The following is a 15425-nucleotide window of genomic DNA, read 5'->3' as shown; positions in this document are numbered from 1 at the left end:
ATTATGATGTCCAAGAGAAGAAAAAAGCGCCGAAAAAGCAGTCGGCGCTGATGGTATGAACACCGTTTCGCACGGTGACCGTTTTTCGGTCGGGAGGAAACATGGCTCGGCTAAAAAATAACGAGATCAACTTTTCTCCCGAAAAACCGGAGAAAAGTTGATCCCGCATTGATCAAACGCCGAGCTCCTTGATCAAGTTTTGGTACTTATAAAACGCCGGTTTCGGTGTGTAATCGTCGCGCATGATACCGAACTGATGAAAAATATCGTCTTTAGAGCTGTCGGCGTCGCGCAAGCCGAACAAGGAATAATGCGTAATATTCAACTCCCCGCGAAGGCGATGGACAGACCGGATGACGGCCTCCAGCACTTCCGCCTGCCGCTCACCGGTTCGCAACTCGCCCGTTAAAGGATGTCTGCCGGTCGGCCAGCCGTTCTCGCCGATGCGTATCGGAACGGCCGGCGGAATGCCCGCGGCTGCGAGATGTTCCTCACGCAGTTTGCGCAACGTGCGTTCGACGGTCACCGGAATTTCAGCCACCGGGAGAGGCGCTTCGAACATGTCGACATAAAAATTATGCGCCACATAATCCACCGATTCGACGAAAGTGTTTCCACCGGTTTCGGCGAGGTCTTCCCAAAAATGCGGAACGGCGTGCTCGGAATCCGGAACCGAACCGAATCCGATTTTCACGTGAAGATTGCCGGCGCGCGCTTCCTCCTTGGCGGTGATCACGCCCTCGACCAAGACTTTACGGATGTTCGGGTTTGCGCCCTCCATGAACGACAGATTCGGTTCGTTCGTGATCTGAAGCGACGCCAACTCAGCACCATATTCCCGGACGATCGTGCGGACGAAGGCGAGCCAACCCTTCAGATCCGAATTCGAACCGTGAACGCCGATGGTCAAATCCCCCAGAAGTCCGGCACGGGCATAACGCTCTGCCGCCGCCAACATTTTTTCTACGGTATCCTCGCCCATGTAGACGATATAAGTCCGTACCAAGAGCGTCTTGCCTTCGCCTTTCAATGCCTGCAACGCTTGTTGGATTTTTTCGTAATCATCTTTGGGGCCCACGGCCAATCCGGTGGGAGTGCCCGCCACGCCCAACGGATAAATGCCGAACGTCAACCCGGTCATGCTCATCGCTATCCCTCCAAATGATCGGCCTTAATGGGGTCAAACTCTTGCTCACTGAATCGGCAAGCATTGGATCATCCCGACCGGCGATTCCGCTTGGCTTCCACATCGCGTCCCCGCACGGAGGTCAGATCCTTCTTTTGATCCCAATCCGCTTCGGTATTTTAATGAGCTTCCCCTATTTTAACACGCATCGGCTCTTCTTAGCGCGGTTTCGTCATGTTTGGACGCCGAGAAGCCGCCTATTCCTTCAACGCTTTATTTAAACTTTTATTGGAGAATGAGCGAAAAGATCAATTGCGCTTCAACCAAACGGTTCTTTCGTTAAATGAGTGTCCCTGTTTTCACCGTTTCTAGGGTACACTATTATTGTTAGAGAATTCGTGCATCCTTGGCATGTTTGATCTTCCTCACGGAGATTCACGGCGACGCTGTCCCGGAAACGGCCGCGGGAACTTCACGGGAAAAGGGCACCCGCCAACACGATAATCCGATCGGTGCCCGTCCGGACACGTTTCTTCGGTCCGGTTTCATTAAATAGGGATGGAAATTAAACATGAGGAGCTGAAACGATGAGAAAGCTTGTGATGTCGGAGTTCGTTTCACTGGATGGTGTGATGGAAAATCCGGACTGGACGTGGCCGTTTAACACGGAAGAACAGCAACAATTCAAATTTGATGAACTGAAGGCCGCCGATGCCCTTCTTTTGGGGCGGGTCACTTATGAAGGCTTCGCCGCGGCCTGGCCGAACATGACCGAAGCAGGCGGCGAATACGCGGAGAGGATGAACAACTATCCGAAGTATGTCGTATCAAAAACCTTGAATGATGCGGCGTGGGCCCCTTCGCATCTGATCAAGGGAAACGTCTGCGAAGAAGTGGCGAAATTAAAAGAAAAGCCCGGAAAGGATATCTTGATTTTCGGCAGCGCCGACCTCGTCAACGAACTGCATCCGTCCGGTCTTATCGACGAATATCGGCTCATGGTCTTCCCCGTCATCGTGGGGACCGGAAAGAAACTCTTTAAGGACGGGCTTGTGAGACGGTCTCTGAAACTCGTCGAAACGAAGACGTTCCGTTCAGGCGTCGCCGTCCTGATCTACCGGAAGGAAGAGGGATAAGGCACAAACGTCGAAAGACAGAGCCAAGCGATGAGTCGTTTTTTCGCGTCTCAAAAGGAAGTCCGCATCAATCAAATGTCATCCGCACGCGTGTCAAACCCTTAAAGGCAAAACACGAACCGGCTCTTTCCACTTTTGGCTCCGAGGAGGTTGTTAATCGCCCCCTGATAAACTGTACCGCCCGATAATGGAGCTTTCCTTTTACCCACGCGCCGAGTGCAGAAAGCGGTAACCGTACGATCCCAGCCGTCGACCGCCGCAGCGATTTCTTGCGCTATAATTAACCTAGCGTAGTTCTTACCGTGAAAGAAAGTCATTGATCGGCTGATGCGCAAAACGTTTTTTAGGGCAATGGATTGTTTTGATTCAGCACCCTTTAAATAACAAGCAGCTGTTGTTTCCAGGAGGATCGCCAAATGACTGAAGTCAAACATTCCAACATCCAAGTCAAGCGCATTTACGAACCGCCTTCCCCCGATGACGGCGTTCGCATCCTCGTTGACCGGCTTTGGCCGCGCGGCATATCCAAAGAACGGGCCGCGGTCGACGATTGGATGAAAGATATCGCTCCGAGTCCCGAACTGCGCAAATGGTTCGGCCACCGTCCGGAACGGTTCGAGGAATTCCAAACCCTGTATGAGCGAGAATTGGATGAAAATCCGATGAGTCTTGCGCTCGCCGATCAAATTCGCGATTTGGCGAGCGAAAAAACCGTCACGTTGCTTTACGCCGCAAAGGATCCGGTGCACAACCACGCCGTTGTTCTGGAACGATGGCTCAAGCGCAGAAACCATAGAAAACATGCGGCGGATCAATAAGTCACGGCACTTTCCTCGATTACTAGGAACTTGCACCGGCTCCAGCAACGGTGCCGCGTAAACGCCATCCGCTCATCGCGCGAAGGGCCGCACCCGATAACGGGGTGCGGCCCGAATGATAATGAAAGGATAAAGACCATTTCCGTTTCTCTCCACGACCTGCCAAACGCTGAGCGCCGCGCCAATCCGGCTAAATCGTCTTTACCAAAATGCTGGCGATGACGACCGACGCGATGGTGACGGTCGTAAATCCCCCGACAAGCATGGGCGTCAGGATTTCGTCAAAGATGTTTTTCCTTTCTTCCTCGTTATCGGCCACGCTGCGGCTCACTTCTTCGCACAGCAAATAGTCGCCCGGAAACCCGAACAGGGCGGTCAAAGCGACGGCTACCCCTTTATTCGGGTTCCATCTCAGGGCCTTGGAGGCGAAGTAACCGCCGACCAAGAGACCGACGACCCCGACGAACATGATGACCAACACCCTCGGCAACGTCTGGACGAACATTTGGACGGTCACGTTGTTCATCGAAGCCATGGTTAAGAAAATCAAAGCGGCCATGGCAATGCCGAACGAGTTGGCGCGTTCCAACATTCTGTCGCGGTAAAAACCGACCAAGGCGCCGACCAAGCCGATGAGAAGCGCCCAGATGCTGTAACTGATCCCCGTCCATTTGCCGAGCAGAACGGCAAACGTCCCGCCGAGAAAAATTTGCAAGAGATACACCGTTTGCGTTTGAAACCGTTCCGGAATCCAGCCCTTCCGTTCGGGCGCGGGCGCCGCTTCCGCTTCAGCGGTCGCCGCGATTTCCTGATGCGTTTTGGAAGCTAACGCCTTCTTTACAGACGACGCGTGGCGGCGGAGAAAAAAGGAAGCGAGCGGCATGCCGATCAAACCTTGTATAGACAAAATCAGCGCCGCGACAGGAACGAGCGTTTCCAACCCAACGTTTTGCAGCTTGCCTGCCGTAATCAGATATGCGATCGTGCCTCCGGTTAAAGGGCCCGTCCCCGCAACCGCCGTACCGTAGTCGAAAATCGGCGTGACGATCAACAAAATCAAGATGCTGGCCGCAATCACGCCGGAAAGCGCGATCGCCACCGCCCGGATCTGCGCCTTAATGATTTTGAGCGGGACAAGCGTGCCCATATGGACGATCAATGGCGCGATCATCAAGGAACCGAAAGTGGCGAGCGTCGACTTTTCCACGATGTTTTTCGGAAACACGCCGGTCCAAATCAAAAGCAAATATCCCAACAAAACGACGAGCAACATCGGTACGCGCGCCCGCGTCAGGATGGAGACGACTTCACTGGCGACCAACAGGACGAGCAAGAGCAGCGAAGCAACAACGGGTTCGCTGAACATGAGAACCTCCCCCAAAATCTTTTTTCAAAATGAAATCACTTGCATGGCTTTCATAAAAGGTGAATCGGGCCATCGGGTCCCTGCAATGCGTCTATCGGGCGGCGAAGCGGAACTCCCCATCTCCAACTAAAATGAATAAACGACCGCCGCTGCGCTGCCGATCCGCTTGGCTCCATTCATATGGGCGACTGTAAGCCCCCGCCGCTTCGGCATGGCTTTTCATCCCATGCGGGACAGACCCGCTTTCTTGCTTTCTCTCCATTTTCCAAACGGTCAGTAATGGGCGGCGGCCACTTTCGCGCGGATGTCTTTTACGGCTGTCCCGCCCTTGATGACCACGACGATGTTATCGGTGTTTTCCAACGAACGAATGTCGGCGATCGGATCGGTCTTCGCAATGACGAGATCGGCGAACTTGCCCGGTTCGACGGTGCCGATTTTATCGTCCCAGCCCAGGCATTCGGCGGCGGTTTTCGTCGTCGCAACAATCGCTTCCATCGGCGACATCCCAATGTCGCACATCAAACCGAGTTCGCGGAGATTGGTGCCGTGGGGCATGACCCCGGCGTCGGTCCCCATCGCGATTTTCACGCCGGCCTTATATGCTTTTGTAATGCTCTCTTTATGAATCTCCACGACTTCCCGGCATTTTTGCACGCCGTAAGCGGGCATGGAATCGTTCTTTTCCGCCGCTTTCAAAACGGCGACCGGCGCGAGCAACGTCGGTACGAGATAGGTGCCGCGCTCAAGCATGAGCTCGATCGCCTCGTCGTCAAGAAAGATGCCGTGCTCGATGGAATGGATGCCGGCTTTCACCGCGTTTTTAATTCCCTCCGCCCCTTGGGCATGCGCCATGACCTTCAGACCGCGGCGGTAACGCGCTTCCTGAACCATCACTTCCAACTCTTCGCGGCTGAACTGAGTGAATTCCGGATGATCCGTCGGGCTCAACACCCCTCCGGTCGCGTGGACTTTAATGATGTCCGCCCCGGCGCGCAACACTTCCCGCACTTTTTTCCGCACTTCCTCGACACCGTTGCAAATGCCGTCCGGACTGCCGGGATACCCGCCGAGATTTAAATCGATGCCCGAACGCATCCAACTGTCGCCATGCCCGCCGGTGATCGTGAGCGCCGTGATGCTGATCTGCATGCGCGGGCCGGCCACAAGCCCGTCTTCCACGGCTTTTTTCACGCCGGCATCCGCCCCGCCCGCGTCGCGGACGGTCGTGATCCCCGCATCAAGCGTCCGGCGCATGTACTGCACCGCCTTATAAAAGTTATAGGAGAACGGGGTCGTCAAACGGTCTTCCAATCGTTCTACTTCCATCATCAAGTGCACGTGGGCATCGATGAATCCCGGCAGGATGAAACCGCCGCCGGCATCGATCTCTTCGGCTTGCCCTTCCGGAACCGGCACGGCGGCTTTCGGGCCCGCGGCCACGATTCGGTCGTCTTCAATCAAAACGGCCGCGTCCTTGACCGGATCCGCTCCCGTTCCATCGATCAAGGTTCCGTTTTTAATCAACTTGTACGCCATGACTGATCCCTCTCCTTGATTCAAAAATTTCGCCAAGGCACAACGGCTTCAAAAACGATTAATGACCGCTTTGTTTCGGGAGGCCGCACCTGCCGCAAAGCTTTTCGCGAGCGCACCCGCCTTCGTCCCGGCGCACGTTTCCGTCGGTTCGCGTCAATTGCGCAGCCGTGCCATCACCTCCGAAGTTATTGGTCTTTGTAATTTTAGGATTCTAGCACAGCCTTCAATGTTTGAACAGGCTGTTTTTTGCCAAAGTTTTTAATAAAGAAAATGTTTGTAAGCGATATCATCCGCGCTGGATGCGGCAAATCGCGAATCCGAACTTTAAAGAAAAAATAGTACAAAAGATTGATGGATACAGACCAGTTGGATGGGTTGGAAAGAGGAAACTTGAAAGGGATATCATGTCGTCATCCGGCTTACTCATCGCTGTCCTTACTCAATTTGGTGTCTTCCAATAGAAAAACCCTCGACGATTTCACGGTCAAAAATGCGATGGCGAAGCTCGGTGAGGCCCACTGTTTCTCATACAAGCCTTCTTTTGCCGACCAAGCGGCGTCGCCACAATGCGTTGAAAAATGGCCATGGATTGACTAAAGAAAAAATCGAAAGGGAAGCAAAGTTTGCCGCTTTGCTTCCCTTTCGATTCTCGTGATTTTCTCCGGCCACATCCAGTCGGTCACTAAAGCGAATATTTTATTGTACAAACCGGAGTGAGCGCCACCCTGATGGTTAACGGACATGGCGGGAGGCCAAGTCGACCTCAACCGCCGTGATGCGTTTATTCGTGTAATCGCAATACCATAATCGGCCGCCATCCCAACACAAGCCCGTCGGCTGGCCGGGCAACGGATATCGCGCCACCTCCGTCCGGCGCTCCAGGTCAAACGCGACCAACGCGCTGGCCGGAAAGTCCGTATACCAGATGACCCGATCCACGAGGGCGATGCCGTGGACGGAGCCATCTGTTTGATAAGCCTGGAGGACGGCGCGCGTGTTGATATCCCGTTCTTCCACCCGCCCCGTCGTTTTCGAGCCGAGCCAATAAGAGCTTGAACCGACATATAGAGCGCAAACCGACTCGGCGTCATCATCGAATGGAATTTCCCGCACCATTCGCCCATCCAATGGATCCAGCACCCGGATTCGTTTCGGGTTCCCGGCAATCTGCCAGAGTCTTCCCTCTTCGTCAATGGAGAGGCACGTGCGAACGCGTTCACACGGTATGGACCCCAATACCGTCCCGTCACCCGGATCGATGCGGTAGAGGCGATTCGTCGTTCCGTCTGAATGCCACAACGTTTCGCCGTCCCAGGCCAAACCGCATAAATGGCGGCCGGGGGAAAGCAGATTCGCGACCATTTTGAACCCCATCATGTCTCTCCCTCTTCACGCCATGCATCCGGCGTTCTTGTAAGCTGACGGAACTTTTTCCATCAAAACGAAATCGCCGGCTTCACGGCATTCTCTTTAAGATCGCCCGTTCGATCCACCGCCAAGGCAGAATGCGTTTCAACATAAGAGCCGTTTTTACGCCGCGGCCGATGGGATAGCGGAAGCGAGGCTTTTCCTCCAAGGCAATGCGCACCACGATTTTGGCCACCTCCTCGGGAGGACCGGCGGTGTTGGCTGTATGCCGAACCATCTCTAACAGGCGTTCGGCTTTGTCGCCGTACGGTGAGTCGGGATCGGCGCGGAAGGCCGCCAACCCTTTCGCCCAAATCTCCGTTTTATAAGAGCCCGGTTCAACGAGGACAACGTGAACGCCGTAAGGTTGCATTTCCAACCGCAACGCTTCGCTGAATCCTTCCACCGCAAACTTGGACGCCGCATAAGGTCCGAGGCCGGGAAACGCGATGCGCCCGCTGATGCTGCTCATATTGATAATCGTGCCTCTTCCCGCTTCCCGCATGTACGGCAAGACCGCCTTTGTGACGCGGATCAGCCCGAAAACATTGGTCTCAAACTGTTTGATCCATTCATCCATCGGGATGTCTTCGGTGAAACCGCCGGACGCGTAGCCCGCGTTGTTTACGAGCACATCGAGGGTGCCGATTTTCTTCATCACCGCGGCGACGATGGCGCCGGCATCCTCGCGCGTGACGTCCAACGGCACGGTCTCCACGCGCTCGCCGACGCCCAGATGTTTCGCCGCTTCCAGCAAAGCGCCTTTCTTCGTCTCATCGCGAATGGTGCCGATGACATAAAAGCCTTTTCGGGCGAGTTCAAGGCAGATCAGGCGTCCAAATCCGCCGGACGCCCCGGTGACCAGTGCCGTGCGCCGCCGTGTTTTGTCCACTTCGTCCCCTCCCCTCCCATAGACTTGGAACAATGGTACCATGAATGGGGAGTATTTAAAATAGTGTTACTAATAGATGCATACGTGAAAACGTATTAAAACAGGGTATTGACATTTCCGAGCGGCCGCCGCATAATACTAAAAAAATAACGGGAGCGACGATGAAGAGGCCAACCGATCGACGCCCGGGCACCAGAGAGTGGAATCCTCAGGCTGCAAGGTTCCACGCCCATCAGAGCGGATCGGACCCACCTCGAAGTCGCCGGGCAAAAACCGGCCGCATCCGCGTTATCGGATCAGAGCGGGCACGCTAACGGCGATGCCAATAAAGGTGGTACCGCGGAATTCAACCATTCCGTCCTTTTGCAGAGGGCGGAATGGTTTTTTATTTCGAAAGGAGGCAAAGGTCATGCGACACATCGCTTTCATCGGCGCCGGGGCCATGGCGGAGGCGATCGTCTCCGGCTTGATTTCCAAAGGGATTTTCCAACCTAAACACATCTGGGTCAACAACAAGGAAAATCGCGAACGCCTGGAGCGTTTCCGAACATTATACGGCGTCCGCGTGACGCGGGATAAAGGAGAAGCTCTTTCAGGCGCCGGCCTCGTCCTTCTGTCGGTCAAACCCAAGGATGCCCGCGAGGCGCTGGAAGCCATCAAACCCTACGTAAGATCGGAGCACATCATCGTGTCGGTGATGGCCGGGATCACAACCGATTCGATCGCCCGCGCGCTCGGCATCAAAATTCCCGTCGTCCGTGCGATGCCCAATACGTCGGCCGCCATCGGCCAATCGGCGACCGCGATAGCGGCCGGCCGCTACGCGACAAAAGACCATTTGTCCCAAGTCGAACGCCTCTTTAAAGCGATCGGCACCACCGCCGTCGTCAGCGAACACGAGCTTCATGCCGTCACGGCGCTTTCGGGCAGCGGACCGGCGTACGTTTATTATTTTGCGGAAGCTTTGGAAGCGGCGGCTAAAGAAGCAGGGCTGAAACCGGACATCGCACGCGAACTCATCCTGCAAACGCTGGCCGGCGCCGTCGGCATGTTGAAAACGTCCGGCGCCGAAACGTCCGAATTGCGGCGGCAAGTTACGAGCCCCGGCGGCACAACGCAAGCGGGCTTGGAAGTTCTCGAACAATACAAAACAAAGGAAGCGCTTTGCGCCTGCATCCGCCGCGCCATGGTCCGCTCGGCGGAACTCGCCGAGCAATACGAAACGCGGGCGTGAGCTTTCCGGCCCCCTCAAATCGGTTACCCAAGGACTGCCACACCGCCCGCCAAACACGGCAACCCTCGGATTTCCCCTTCTAAAGGCAGACCCCCGCACCGCTTGCGCGATGCGGGGGATCGTTCGTTCTGCGATCAAGGTGCCGATTAAGGACACACAAAATTCGGTAAAGCCGACAGCGCATGCGCGGCGGCCGTGTCACCCTTTTCGATGCATCCTGGATGCTGATAGCGCCGGGGGAACGGGGCGCGTGATCATCCGAGCCATTCGGAGATCATCGCTTCCAAAGACTCTATGCCGATGATGTCATAAATGTCTTCGTTGTCGGCGTTCGGGTAAAAAACGGGCCGAAGACACTTTGACCGCAGGGGTTGAAGGGATGCGCGGGGGCGCTTGGATAGACGCAAACGACATTTACTCCATTGGCCTGATCCTACTCCTCCCCGCCTGCGACATCGACATATCATTAGCCATCTGTTCCGTCGCTTCCGAACAATGTACGTTTGATGTTGACAAAAGGGCGATTGGTGACTGCCGATATGAACGACGGCCGGAACCGCTTGGTCTGCATTCCTTGGATGGATTCGATCTTGGCTGCGAAGTCACGCGCGAATGATTTGATACGTCCCGTTGTCCTTTTTCCGGATCAAAGCGTGCAAATCCGGCAGCCGCTCTCCCGCTGCCGGCGGGCGCGAAATTTGATAGCGGGCGGTATGTTCCCGCAACAAGCAACGGTATTGGGCGGCGCGGCACGCTTTAATTTCAAAAGCGGTATAACTGATATCGAAAGTAAAGGTTTGATAGTTGCTGAAGCGCACGACGGTCGCATTGCGGCCCGCCTCGCCCCAGCTTTCAACATTGAGGTGAACGAGCCAAGAACAATCGCGATTTTCCGGCGAGGCGAGCGGGAAGATGATCAAATCCAGTTCAGAAGATACGGCGAGCGGCGGCATGCGCGTGATGCCCGTCACCGCCCACGCCCCTTGTTTGGCGCCGGAAAAACTGTGCCCAAAATATCCGCAGGAATCATCGATGATATCCAACGGCTTTTTTTGAACCACAACGATGCCCGTCTTTTCTACGACAATCGTCCACCATTCGCCATACGGCCCGTCCATCGGCAGAAGCGCCATCGTCAACGGCTGAATGATGTATTCTTGCACCGTTTCCAATCAGTTCGCCTCCCTTTTAGAAACTAAACGGTTTTCTCACTTCCACCTCTGATGATGAAGGAACCTTCTCCCATTGGACGGGCATCCCAACCGTAATCCGCTCCTTGATCGTTTCCGGCTGCATTTCACACGGCCGCTTCAAGCCGCCGTTCCCGCATTCTCGCAGGTGATATGAATTCACCTCTATAGCGATGATTTTTAAAGGAAAGCAGCCCTTTTGCACGTTATCTGGAAAAAAACGGACATTGCAACCGATTTATCATACAAGGTATAATTTTCATTAAAGTTGGGATGCCCAACTTACCTAATCCCTTAAGCGCACGCTGACCAGGCCTTCGCTTAAGGGATTTTCTTGTGCATCCATCGTTTCACATCGCCCTCACCCCTTTCACTTACAAGGCGGTTTGCCAATCCCCCTCGCTGACGGACATGAACCGGATGGAGCAGGCCCCAGCCTCCGCCTAAGGCCCCGTCCGCCACACACATGTGTTGCAAAAGAGGCGATCCAGAAGCCATAAAGCGCTGAAACGGCCGGACAACGCGATGATAGCCCCGCCGATGTCCCGTATATTTTGGTTTGGCAGGCAAACGGCTGCCACAAAACCGCTATGCCCCAATGAGACACGAACAACCATAAAAAAAGCGTCGCCATGTGCCGGCCATGGGACGCGGTTTAAACGGTTCCTTTACACGCCCGCGTCATCCATGAACATCTATGAGCGGTGCATGCCGTTTCATTGCGGAAGGGATTTTCATTTTTCCGTCGTTCCTCTTGCAACCAAGCAAAAAGAAAAATCCGGGATGTCCTCTTGATGTGAGAAGGGTAAATACAATGAAGTGCGGTGATGGAAGGGACCTGTTGACTTGAAATGAATCAGGTATGATGGAAAAGCATTGTCGTCCTTTTGATCGGAAGCAAAACGCCGCAAGCGAAACCGTTTTACCAAAATGGTAAGCCGAAGGGCCAACCGATCGCCCCCTCCGTTGGTTAAATTTAAAAAATAATGTTATTTAAATCCATTATAACCTTTAGATGCCTATATTGCAACTTTTTCGACATTTACTTGGCCTTTTTGCGCTTTTGCGGAATTCAACCATGGTTTGCTGATGGTCCCCGCGCCGAAAAAATAGACCGGCCATCCATATGGAATGGCCGGCCGTTTTTGCGATGGTCCGGATCCCTGAATCTCCCGCGCGGAAACGAAAGCTCCTGCGTTTGGCGTCAAAACGCCCAAACGCCGTTGCGGAAGACCGGTTCCCGTTCGCCGGAGCGGGTTTCGCCGTCGATTTCCAGTTCGGGAGAGCCGATCATAAAATCGACATGCGTCAAGCTCGAGTTGACGCCGCGCGCTTCGAGCTCTTCCCGCGTCAACTTTTCGCCGCCTTCCAAGCACGTCGGATAGGCCGCGCCGATGGCGAGGTGGCAGGATGCGTTTTCGTCGAACAGCGTGTTGAAGAAAATCAAACCCGATTCGGAAATCGGCGAATTGTACGGGACGAGCGCGACTTCGCCCAAATAACGCGAGCCTTCGTCGGTGTCGAGCAATTTTTTCACCGTATCATAGCCTTGTTCGGCACTGAAATCGACGATTTTCCCGTCCTTAAATACAAACGATAACCCTTCGATCAGCTTGCCTCCGTAGTTCAATGGTTTCGTGCTTTTGACGGTGCCGTTCACGCCGGTCTTAAGCGGAAGCGTGAACACTTCTTCCGTCGGGATATTCGCAAAAAAGTCCGCGCCCGCTTCGTTTTTGGACGCGCCTCCCGCCCATATGTAACCGTCGGGAAACTCAATCGTCAAATCGGTTCCCGGCGCGCGGTAATGGAGCTTTTTGTATTTTTTCTCGTTCAAATAGCGCACTTTCTCGGACAAATTCCTCTGATGCTCTTTCCAGGCGGCGACCGGATCTTCGCGGTCGATGCGCGTCAGCTTGAAGACTTGTTCCCAAAGCTTCTCTAGGGCCTCCTGCCCCTCGGTTTCAGGAAACACTTTTTTCGCCCATTCCTCCGTCGGATAAGCGAGAATCGACCAGCTCACCTTGTCGGCCATGCGATAGTTGCGATAGGTGTGAAGCGCTTGCGAGACGGTTTTGTTGCTCAGGGCGATTCTTTCCGGATCGATATCCTTCAGCAAGTCGAGTTGCGGCGTCGTGATGTCGAGAAACGCCGCCCCTTCTTTGGCCAATTGTTCCAGGCCGTCGGCTTCCCACTTCGGAAATTCCTGAAGCGCTTCATCCGGAGCCAGTTGGAATTTCGTCAGCGTGAGCAGATTGTCCGTCCAACGATGATAGACGTTTTTCGCTCCGGCTTCATAGGCGATCCGCGTCACTTTGCGCACAAAATCGACCGCCACCACCGGTGCGTTGACGACGAGCGTCTGCCCTTTTTGCACGTTCACCCCGATTTTGACGGCGAGTTCCGCATATTTTTCTAATTTTTGTTCAAAGTCCGTCATAAAATCCCTCCGTTTTCTTTCTATTTTACCACTTTAGTTATGGAAAGTGAGGAAAGTTTTAGACAATCGGGAGGACGGCGGGATGGGACCGTGGTCACCGCAGTCTTCATCTTTCGGTTCATAATCTGACGTACACACCTTTTCCGTCATCCCGTTTTTAGGCTGCTTCTGTCCTTAAACCGCCGAGCCTCGGAAAACCGGTGTCATGAAAGGCGACCGTCCCCCATCCTTTCATACCGTACCATAAAATGATGAGAGTAACGATTTCCGAGCGGCTCTTTACAGGTTAAACTCCCCCGAAGGAGCGGGATGTCGCGCGTTTTGATCAAGTAAAATAGTCCAGACGCGCTTCGGGAAAATATGTTTTTAAGTAGCGTTTAAGTGTGTCTTTGATTTCTTCTTGTTCTTCGGTTTTATAGACGTATTTGCCGATGCCGTAACGCCCCCACTTCCACATGCGTCGCGATTCATTCAGTTCCAGCTTCGTCATCGGGTAGTTTTTTTGAATGACGCGTTTGGCCGGCTTCGTAAAACGGTGTTGGATGAATTCAAACGTCAAATCTTTTCTCGCGTGAGCGGGCAGCGTCGCTTCCAGTTTTTCAAACATTTCCCGGTAGCCCGCCTTCCAGCCTTCATGGAGATAGATCGGCGCGACGATGAAGCCGAGAGGATAACCTGCCTCCGCCACCTTTACTGCGGCTTCAATTCGTTCGTCAAGCCGAGAAGTGCCGGGCTCAAAAAATTTGATAACGTAATCGTCGTTCACGCTGAAGCGGAAGCGCGACTTCCCGTTATGGCGCGCATCCAACAGATGATCCACGTGGGCGAATTTCGTGACGAAGCGAAGCCTCCCATATGTCGACTGGCCGAAATATTCAATGGCGTGTTTGAGCGTGTGGGTCAGGTGGTCGATGCCGACGATGTCCGACGTGCACGATGCCTCAAAGCGGGTGATTTCCGGGGCACGTTCCCTCATGTACGCTTCGGCCGCGTCCAGGATTTCTTCGACATTCACGTAGGTGCGGATGTACGGTTTGGATCCCATGGTCGTTTGCAAATAGCAGTAATGGCAATGGCCCATGCAGCCGGTGGCAAACGGGATCGCATACTCGGCCGAAGGCTTGGACGTATCGAATTTCAGCGTCTTCCTGACGCCGATGACGAGCGTTGACTTCGCGAGACGGTAGCGTTGAAAATGATTTTCCCCGGGAAAATTACGAATTTGGTTGTGGGAAGTCGTTTCGCGGATTTCGATGCCCATATCCTGGAAACGACGGGCGAGCTTGCGCCCAAGCGGATAGTCCAAGGCGCGCGGTTCAACGTAGACAAGCTGGGGAACGAACGGCTTAACCATAAAACGTATCCTCACTTGCGCCGCCGAAATAATAACGGTATGCCGCCTCGGCTTCTTCTTCGGTTTTGAACACGGCAATCTCATCATCGAGCGGGTAATACGTCTCATAGATGAAAAGGCACAGCCGCCCAGGCTCGCCGGGATGTTCCACAACGGCAGCCGCCTGTATATTGGCGACATCCTGGGCGTGCGGATTCCGAATCATGACATAAACGATCTCTCCTGGCCGGTACGCTTCATTCCCATGCACGATCCTGTTCACCTCTTGTTGGCGCGTTTACCCCTCTTTTTCCCAATCGATGCCGGATTCATTCTTTGCAGCGCGTTCGGGTTCTGACCGTTTACCGGCGCAAAAAAGCCGGCATGGTCATGACGAACCGGAGCTTCGTTTAAAGGCGGCTAATCGTCTGGCAGGGCTCGACCGCGCCCGGGCTATCATGATTTTCAGACTACAGAAAAGTTGAGGCGATAAGATGAGACCGGCCACTTTTATCCCTTGTTGTTAAAGAATATGATTGAGGACATCTCGGCCGTAATGGGCCGGAAATTTCCCGATTCATTCCATTAAGTTGAGTCCGTAAAATTGTGTAAAAAGGAAATGTAAAAAGAGCCACGTTGCTTTCCCTTTGATAGAATGGACATTGACCAAAACAAAAAACAAAAAGGAGGAAAGCAACTATGGCTCAATACAATATTACAATAAGCGATGAAATCCTGCACGGGTTCTTGTCGCAAGATCAAGGACTGGCCAAACTGTTGGAACAGGTCTTGAATCAAATCCTTGAAGCCCAGTTAACGGATCAACTTGGCGCCGGCCGTTATGAGCGCACAGAGGAGCGAAAAGGCTATCGAAACGGGTCTTATCCCCGGCAATTGACGACTCGGGTGGGACGGTTGACCTTGCGCGTGCCGCGGACAAGGGATGG

General features: G+C 53.9%; 14 protein-coding genes. 4 read left to right on the top strand and 10 right to left on the bottom strand.

The features are described 5' to 3' along the window. Positions 1 to 172: 172 nt before the first annotated feature. Positions 173 to 1147 (bottom strand): glycoside hydrolase 5 family protein, encoded by a 975-nt coding sequence (locus tag CCB157_RS10940; RefSeq protein WP_077615931.1) that lies wholly within the window; start codon positions 1145 to 1147, stop codon positions 173 to 175. Positions 1148 to 1713: 566 nt separating this feature from the next. Here CCB157_RS10940 and CCB157_RS10935 point away from each other — a divergent pair. Then, positions 1714 to 2262, top strand: coding sequence for a dihydrofolate reductase family protein (locus tag CCB157_RS10935; protein WP_077615930.1), 549 nt, complete (start codon positions 1714 to 1716; stop codon positions 2260 to 2262). A gap of 101 nt (positions 2263 to 2363) precedes the next feature. On the opposite strand, the gene CCB157_RS10930 is transcribed toward CCB157_RS10935, so the two are convergent. After that, the gene (locus CCB157_RS10930; protein WP_143287013.1) at positions 2364 to 2696 is read right to left on the bottom strand and encodes a hypothetical protein; all 333 of its coding nucleotides are present in this window, start codon (positions 2694 to 2696) and stop codon (positions 2364 to 2366) included. Between CCB157_RS10930 and CCB157_RS10925 the strand changes: the two genes are divergently transcribed. After that, a complete protein-coding gene (locus tag CCB157_RS10925; RefSeq protein ID WP_077615928.1) occupies positions 2679 to 3080 on the top strand; it encodes a DUF488 domain-containing protein in 402 nt (133 codons plus the stop codon). The two genes, CCB157_RS10930 and CCB157_RS10925, sit on opposite strands and share 18 nt — an antisense overlap. A 190-nt stretch (positions 3081 to 3270) precedes the next feature. On the opposite strand, the gene CCB157_RS10920 is transcribed toward CCB157_RS10925, so the two are convergent. The 4 genes from CCB157_RS10920 to CCB157_RS10905 form a co-directional block, all read right to left on the bottom strand. Next, positions 3271 to 4446, bottom strand: coding sequence for a hypothetical protein (locus CCB157_RS10920; RefSeq protein ID WP_077615927.1), 1176 nt, complete (start codon positions 4444 to 4446; stop codon positions 3271 to 3273). Between the two features lie 273 nt (positions 4447 to 4719). Continuing rightward, a complete protein-coding gene (locus CCB157_RS10915; protein ID WP_077615926.1) occupies positions 4720 to 5985 on the bottom strand; it encodes a metal-dependent hydrolase family protein in 1266 nt (421 codons plus the stop codon). A gap of 732 nt (positions 5986 to 6717) precedes the next feature. Continuing rightward, positions 6718 to 7362, bottom strand: a complete 645-nt coding sequence (locus CCB157_RS10910; protein ID WP_077615925.1) for an NHL repeat-containing protein — start codon at positions 7360 to 7362, stop codon at positions 6718 to 6720. A 79-nt stretch (positions 7363 to 7441) separates the two neighbouring features. Beyond that, positions 7442 to 8284 carry an SDR family oxidoreductase gene (locus tag CCB157_RS10905; protein WP_238594671.1) on the bottom strand — a complete coding sequence of 281 codons (843 nt, stop codon included), beginning with the start codon at positions 8282 to 8284 and terminating at the stop codon, positions 7442 to 7444. Between the two features lie 409 nt (positions 8285 to 8693). On the opposite strand from CCB157_RS10905, the gene proC reads away from it, so the two are divergent. Continuing rightward, complete coding sequence (gene proC, locus CCB157_RS10900; RefSeq protein ID WP_077615923.1) at positions 8694 to 9518, top strand: pyrroline-5-carboxylate reductase; 825 nt, start codon at positions 8694 to 8696, stop codon at positions 9516 to 9518. Between the two features lie 602 nt (positions 9519 to 10120). Here proC and CCB157_RS10890 read toward each other — a convergent pair. From CCB157_RS10890 to CCB157_RS10865, 4 genes are all read right to left on the bottom strand, one after another. Continuing rightward, on the bottom strand, positions 10121 to 10681 hold the full coding sequence (locus tag CCB157_RS10890) for a competence protein ComK (RefSeq protein ID WP_238594676.1): 561 nt from the start codon (positions 10679 to 10681) through the stop codon (positions 10121 to 10123). Between the two features lie 1231 nt (positions 10682 to 11912). Continuing rightward, complete coding sequence (locus CCB157_RS10875) at positions 11913 to 13145, bottom strand: aminopeptidase (protein ID WP_077615918.1); 1233 nt, start codon at positions 13143 to 13145, stop codon at positions 11913 to 11915. 325 nt (positions 13146 to 13470) lie between these two features. Next, positions 13471 to 14499: a spore photoproduct lyase gene (gene splB, locus CCB157_RS10870; protein ID WP_077615917.1), complete on the bottom strand. Its 1029-nt coding sequence runs from the start codon at positions 14497 to 14499 to the stop codon at positions 13471 to 13473. Continuing rightward, positions 14492 to 14749, bottom strand: coding sequence for a transcriptional regulator SplA domain-containing protein (locus tag CCB157_RS10865; protein WP_439951320.1), 258 nt, complete (start codon positions 14747 to 14749; stop codon positions 14492 to 14494). Before CCB157_RS10865 ends, splB begins: the two co-directional genes overlap by 8 nt. Positions 14750 to 15177: 428 nt before the next feature. On the opposite strand from CCB157_RS10865, the gene CCB157_RS10860 reads away from it, so the two are divergent. Beyond that, positions 15178 to 15425: transposase (locus tag CCB157_RS10860; RefSeq protein ID WP_193432242.1), on the top strand; the 248-nt coding region annotated here is incomplete at its 3' end.

The organism is Caenibacillus caldisaponilyticus (assembly GCF_002003465.1).
GTDB lineage: Bacteria > Bacillota > Bacilli > Bacillales > Sporolactobacillaceae > Caenibacillus > Caenibacillus caldisaponilyticus.
Note: the sequence above shows the minus strand (reverse complement) of the source record. Positions and strands in the feature narration are given on the sequence as shown.

Excerpts from the sequence above, each read along its gene's own strand:
- CCB157_RS10925 (WP_077615928.1), top strand. The coding sequence starts at position 2,679 with ATGACTGAAGTCAAACATTCCAACATCCAAGTCAAGCGCATTTACGAA.
- CCB157_RS10920 (WP_077615927.1), bottom strand. The coding sequence starts at position 4,446 with ATGTTCAGCGAACCCGTTGTTGCTTCGCTGCTCTTGCTCGTCCTGTTG.
- CCB157_RS10940 (WP_077615931.1), bottom strand. The coding sequence starts at position 1,147 with ATGAGCATGACCGGGTTGACGTTCGGCATTTATCCGTTGGGCGTGGCG.
- CCB157_RS10910 (WP_077615925.1), bottom strand. The coding sequence starts at position 7,362 with ATGATGGGGTTCAAAATGGTCGCGAATCTGCTTTCCCCCGGCCGCCAT.
- proC (WP_077615923.1), top strand. The coding sequence starts at position 8,694 with ATGCGACACATCGCTTTCATCGGCGCCGGGGCCATGGCGGAGGCGATC.
- CCB157_RS10930 (WP_143287013.1), bottom strand. The coding sequence starts at position 2,696 with ATGTTTGACTTCAGTCATTTGGCGATCCTCCTGGAAACAACAGCTGCT.
- CCB157_RS10915 (WP_077615926.1), bottom strand. The coding sequence starts at position 5,985 with ATGGCGTACAAGTTGATTAAAAACGGAACCTTGATCGATGGAACGGGA.
- CCB157_RS10935 (WP_077615930.1), top strand. The coding sequence starts at position 1,714 with ATGAGAAAGCTTGTGATGTCGGAGTTCGTTTCACTGGATGGTGTGATG.
- CCB157_RS10875 (WP_077615918.1), bottom strand. The coding sequence starts at position 13,145 with ATGACGGACTTTGAACAAAAATTAGAAAAATATGCGGAACTCGCCGTC.
- splB (WP_077615917.1), bottom strand. The coding sequence starts at position 14,499 with ATGGTTAAGCCGTTCGTTCCCCAGCTTGTCTACGTTGAACCGCGCGCC.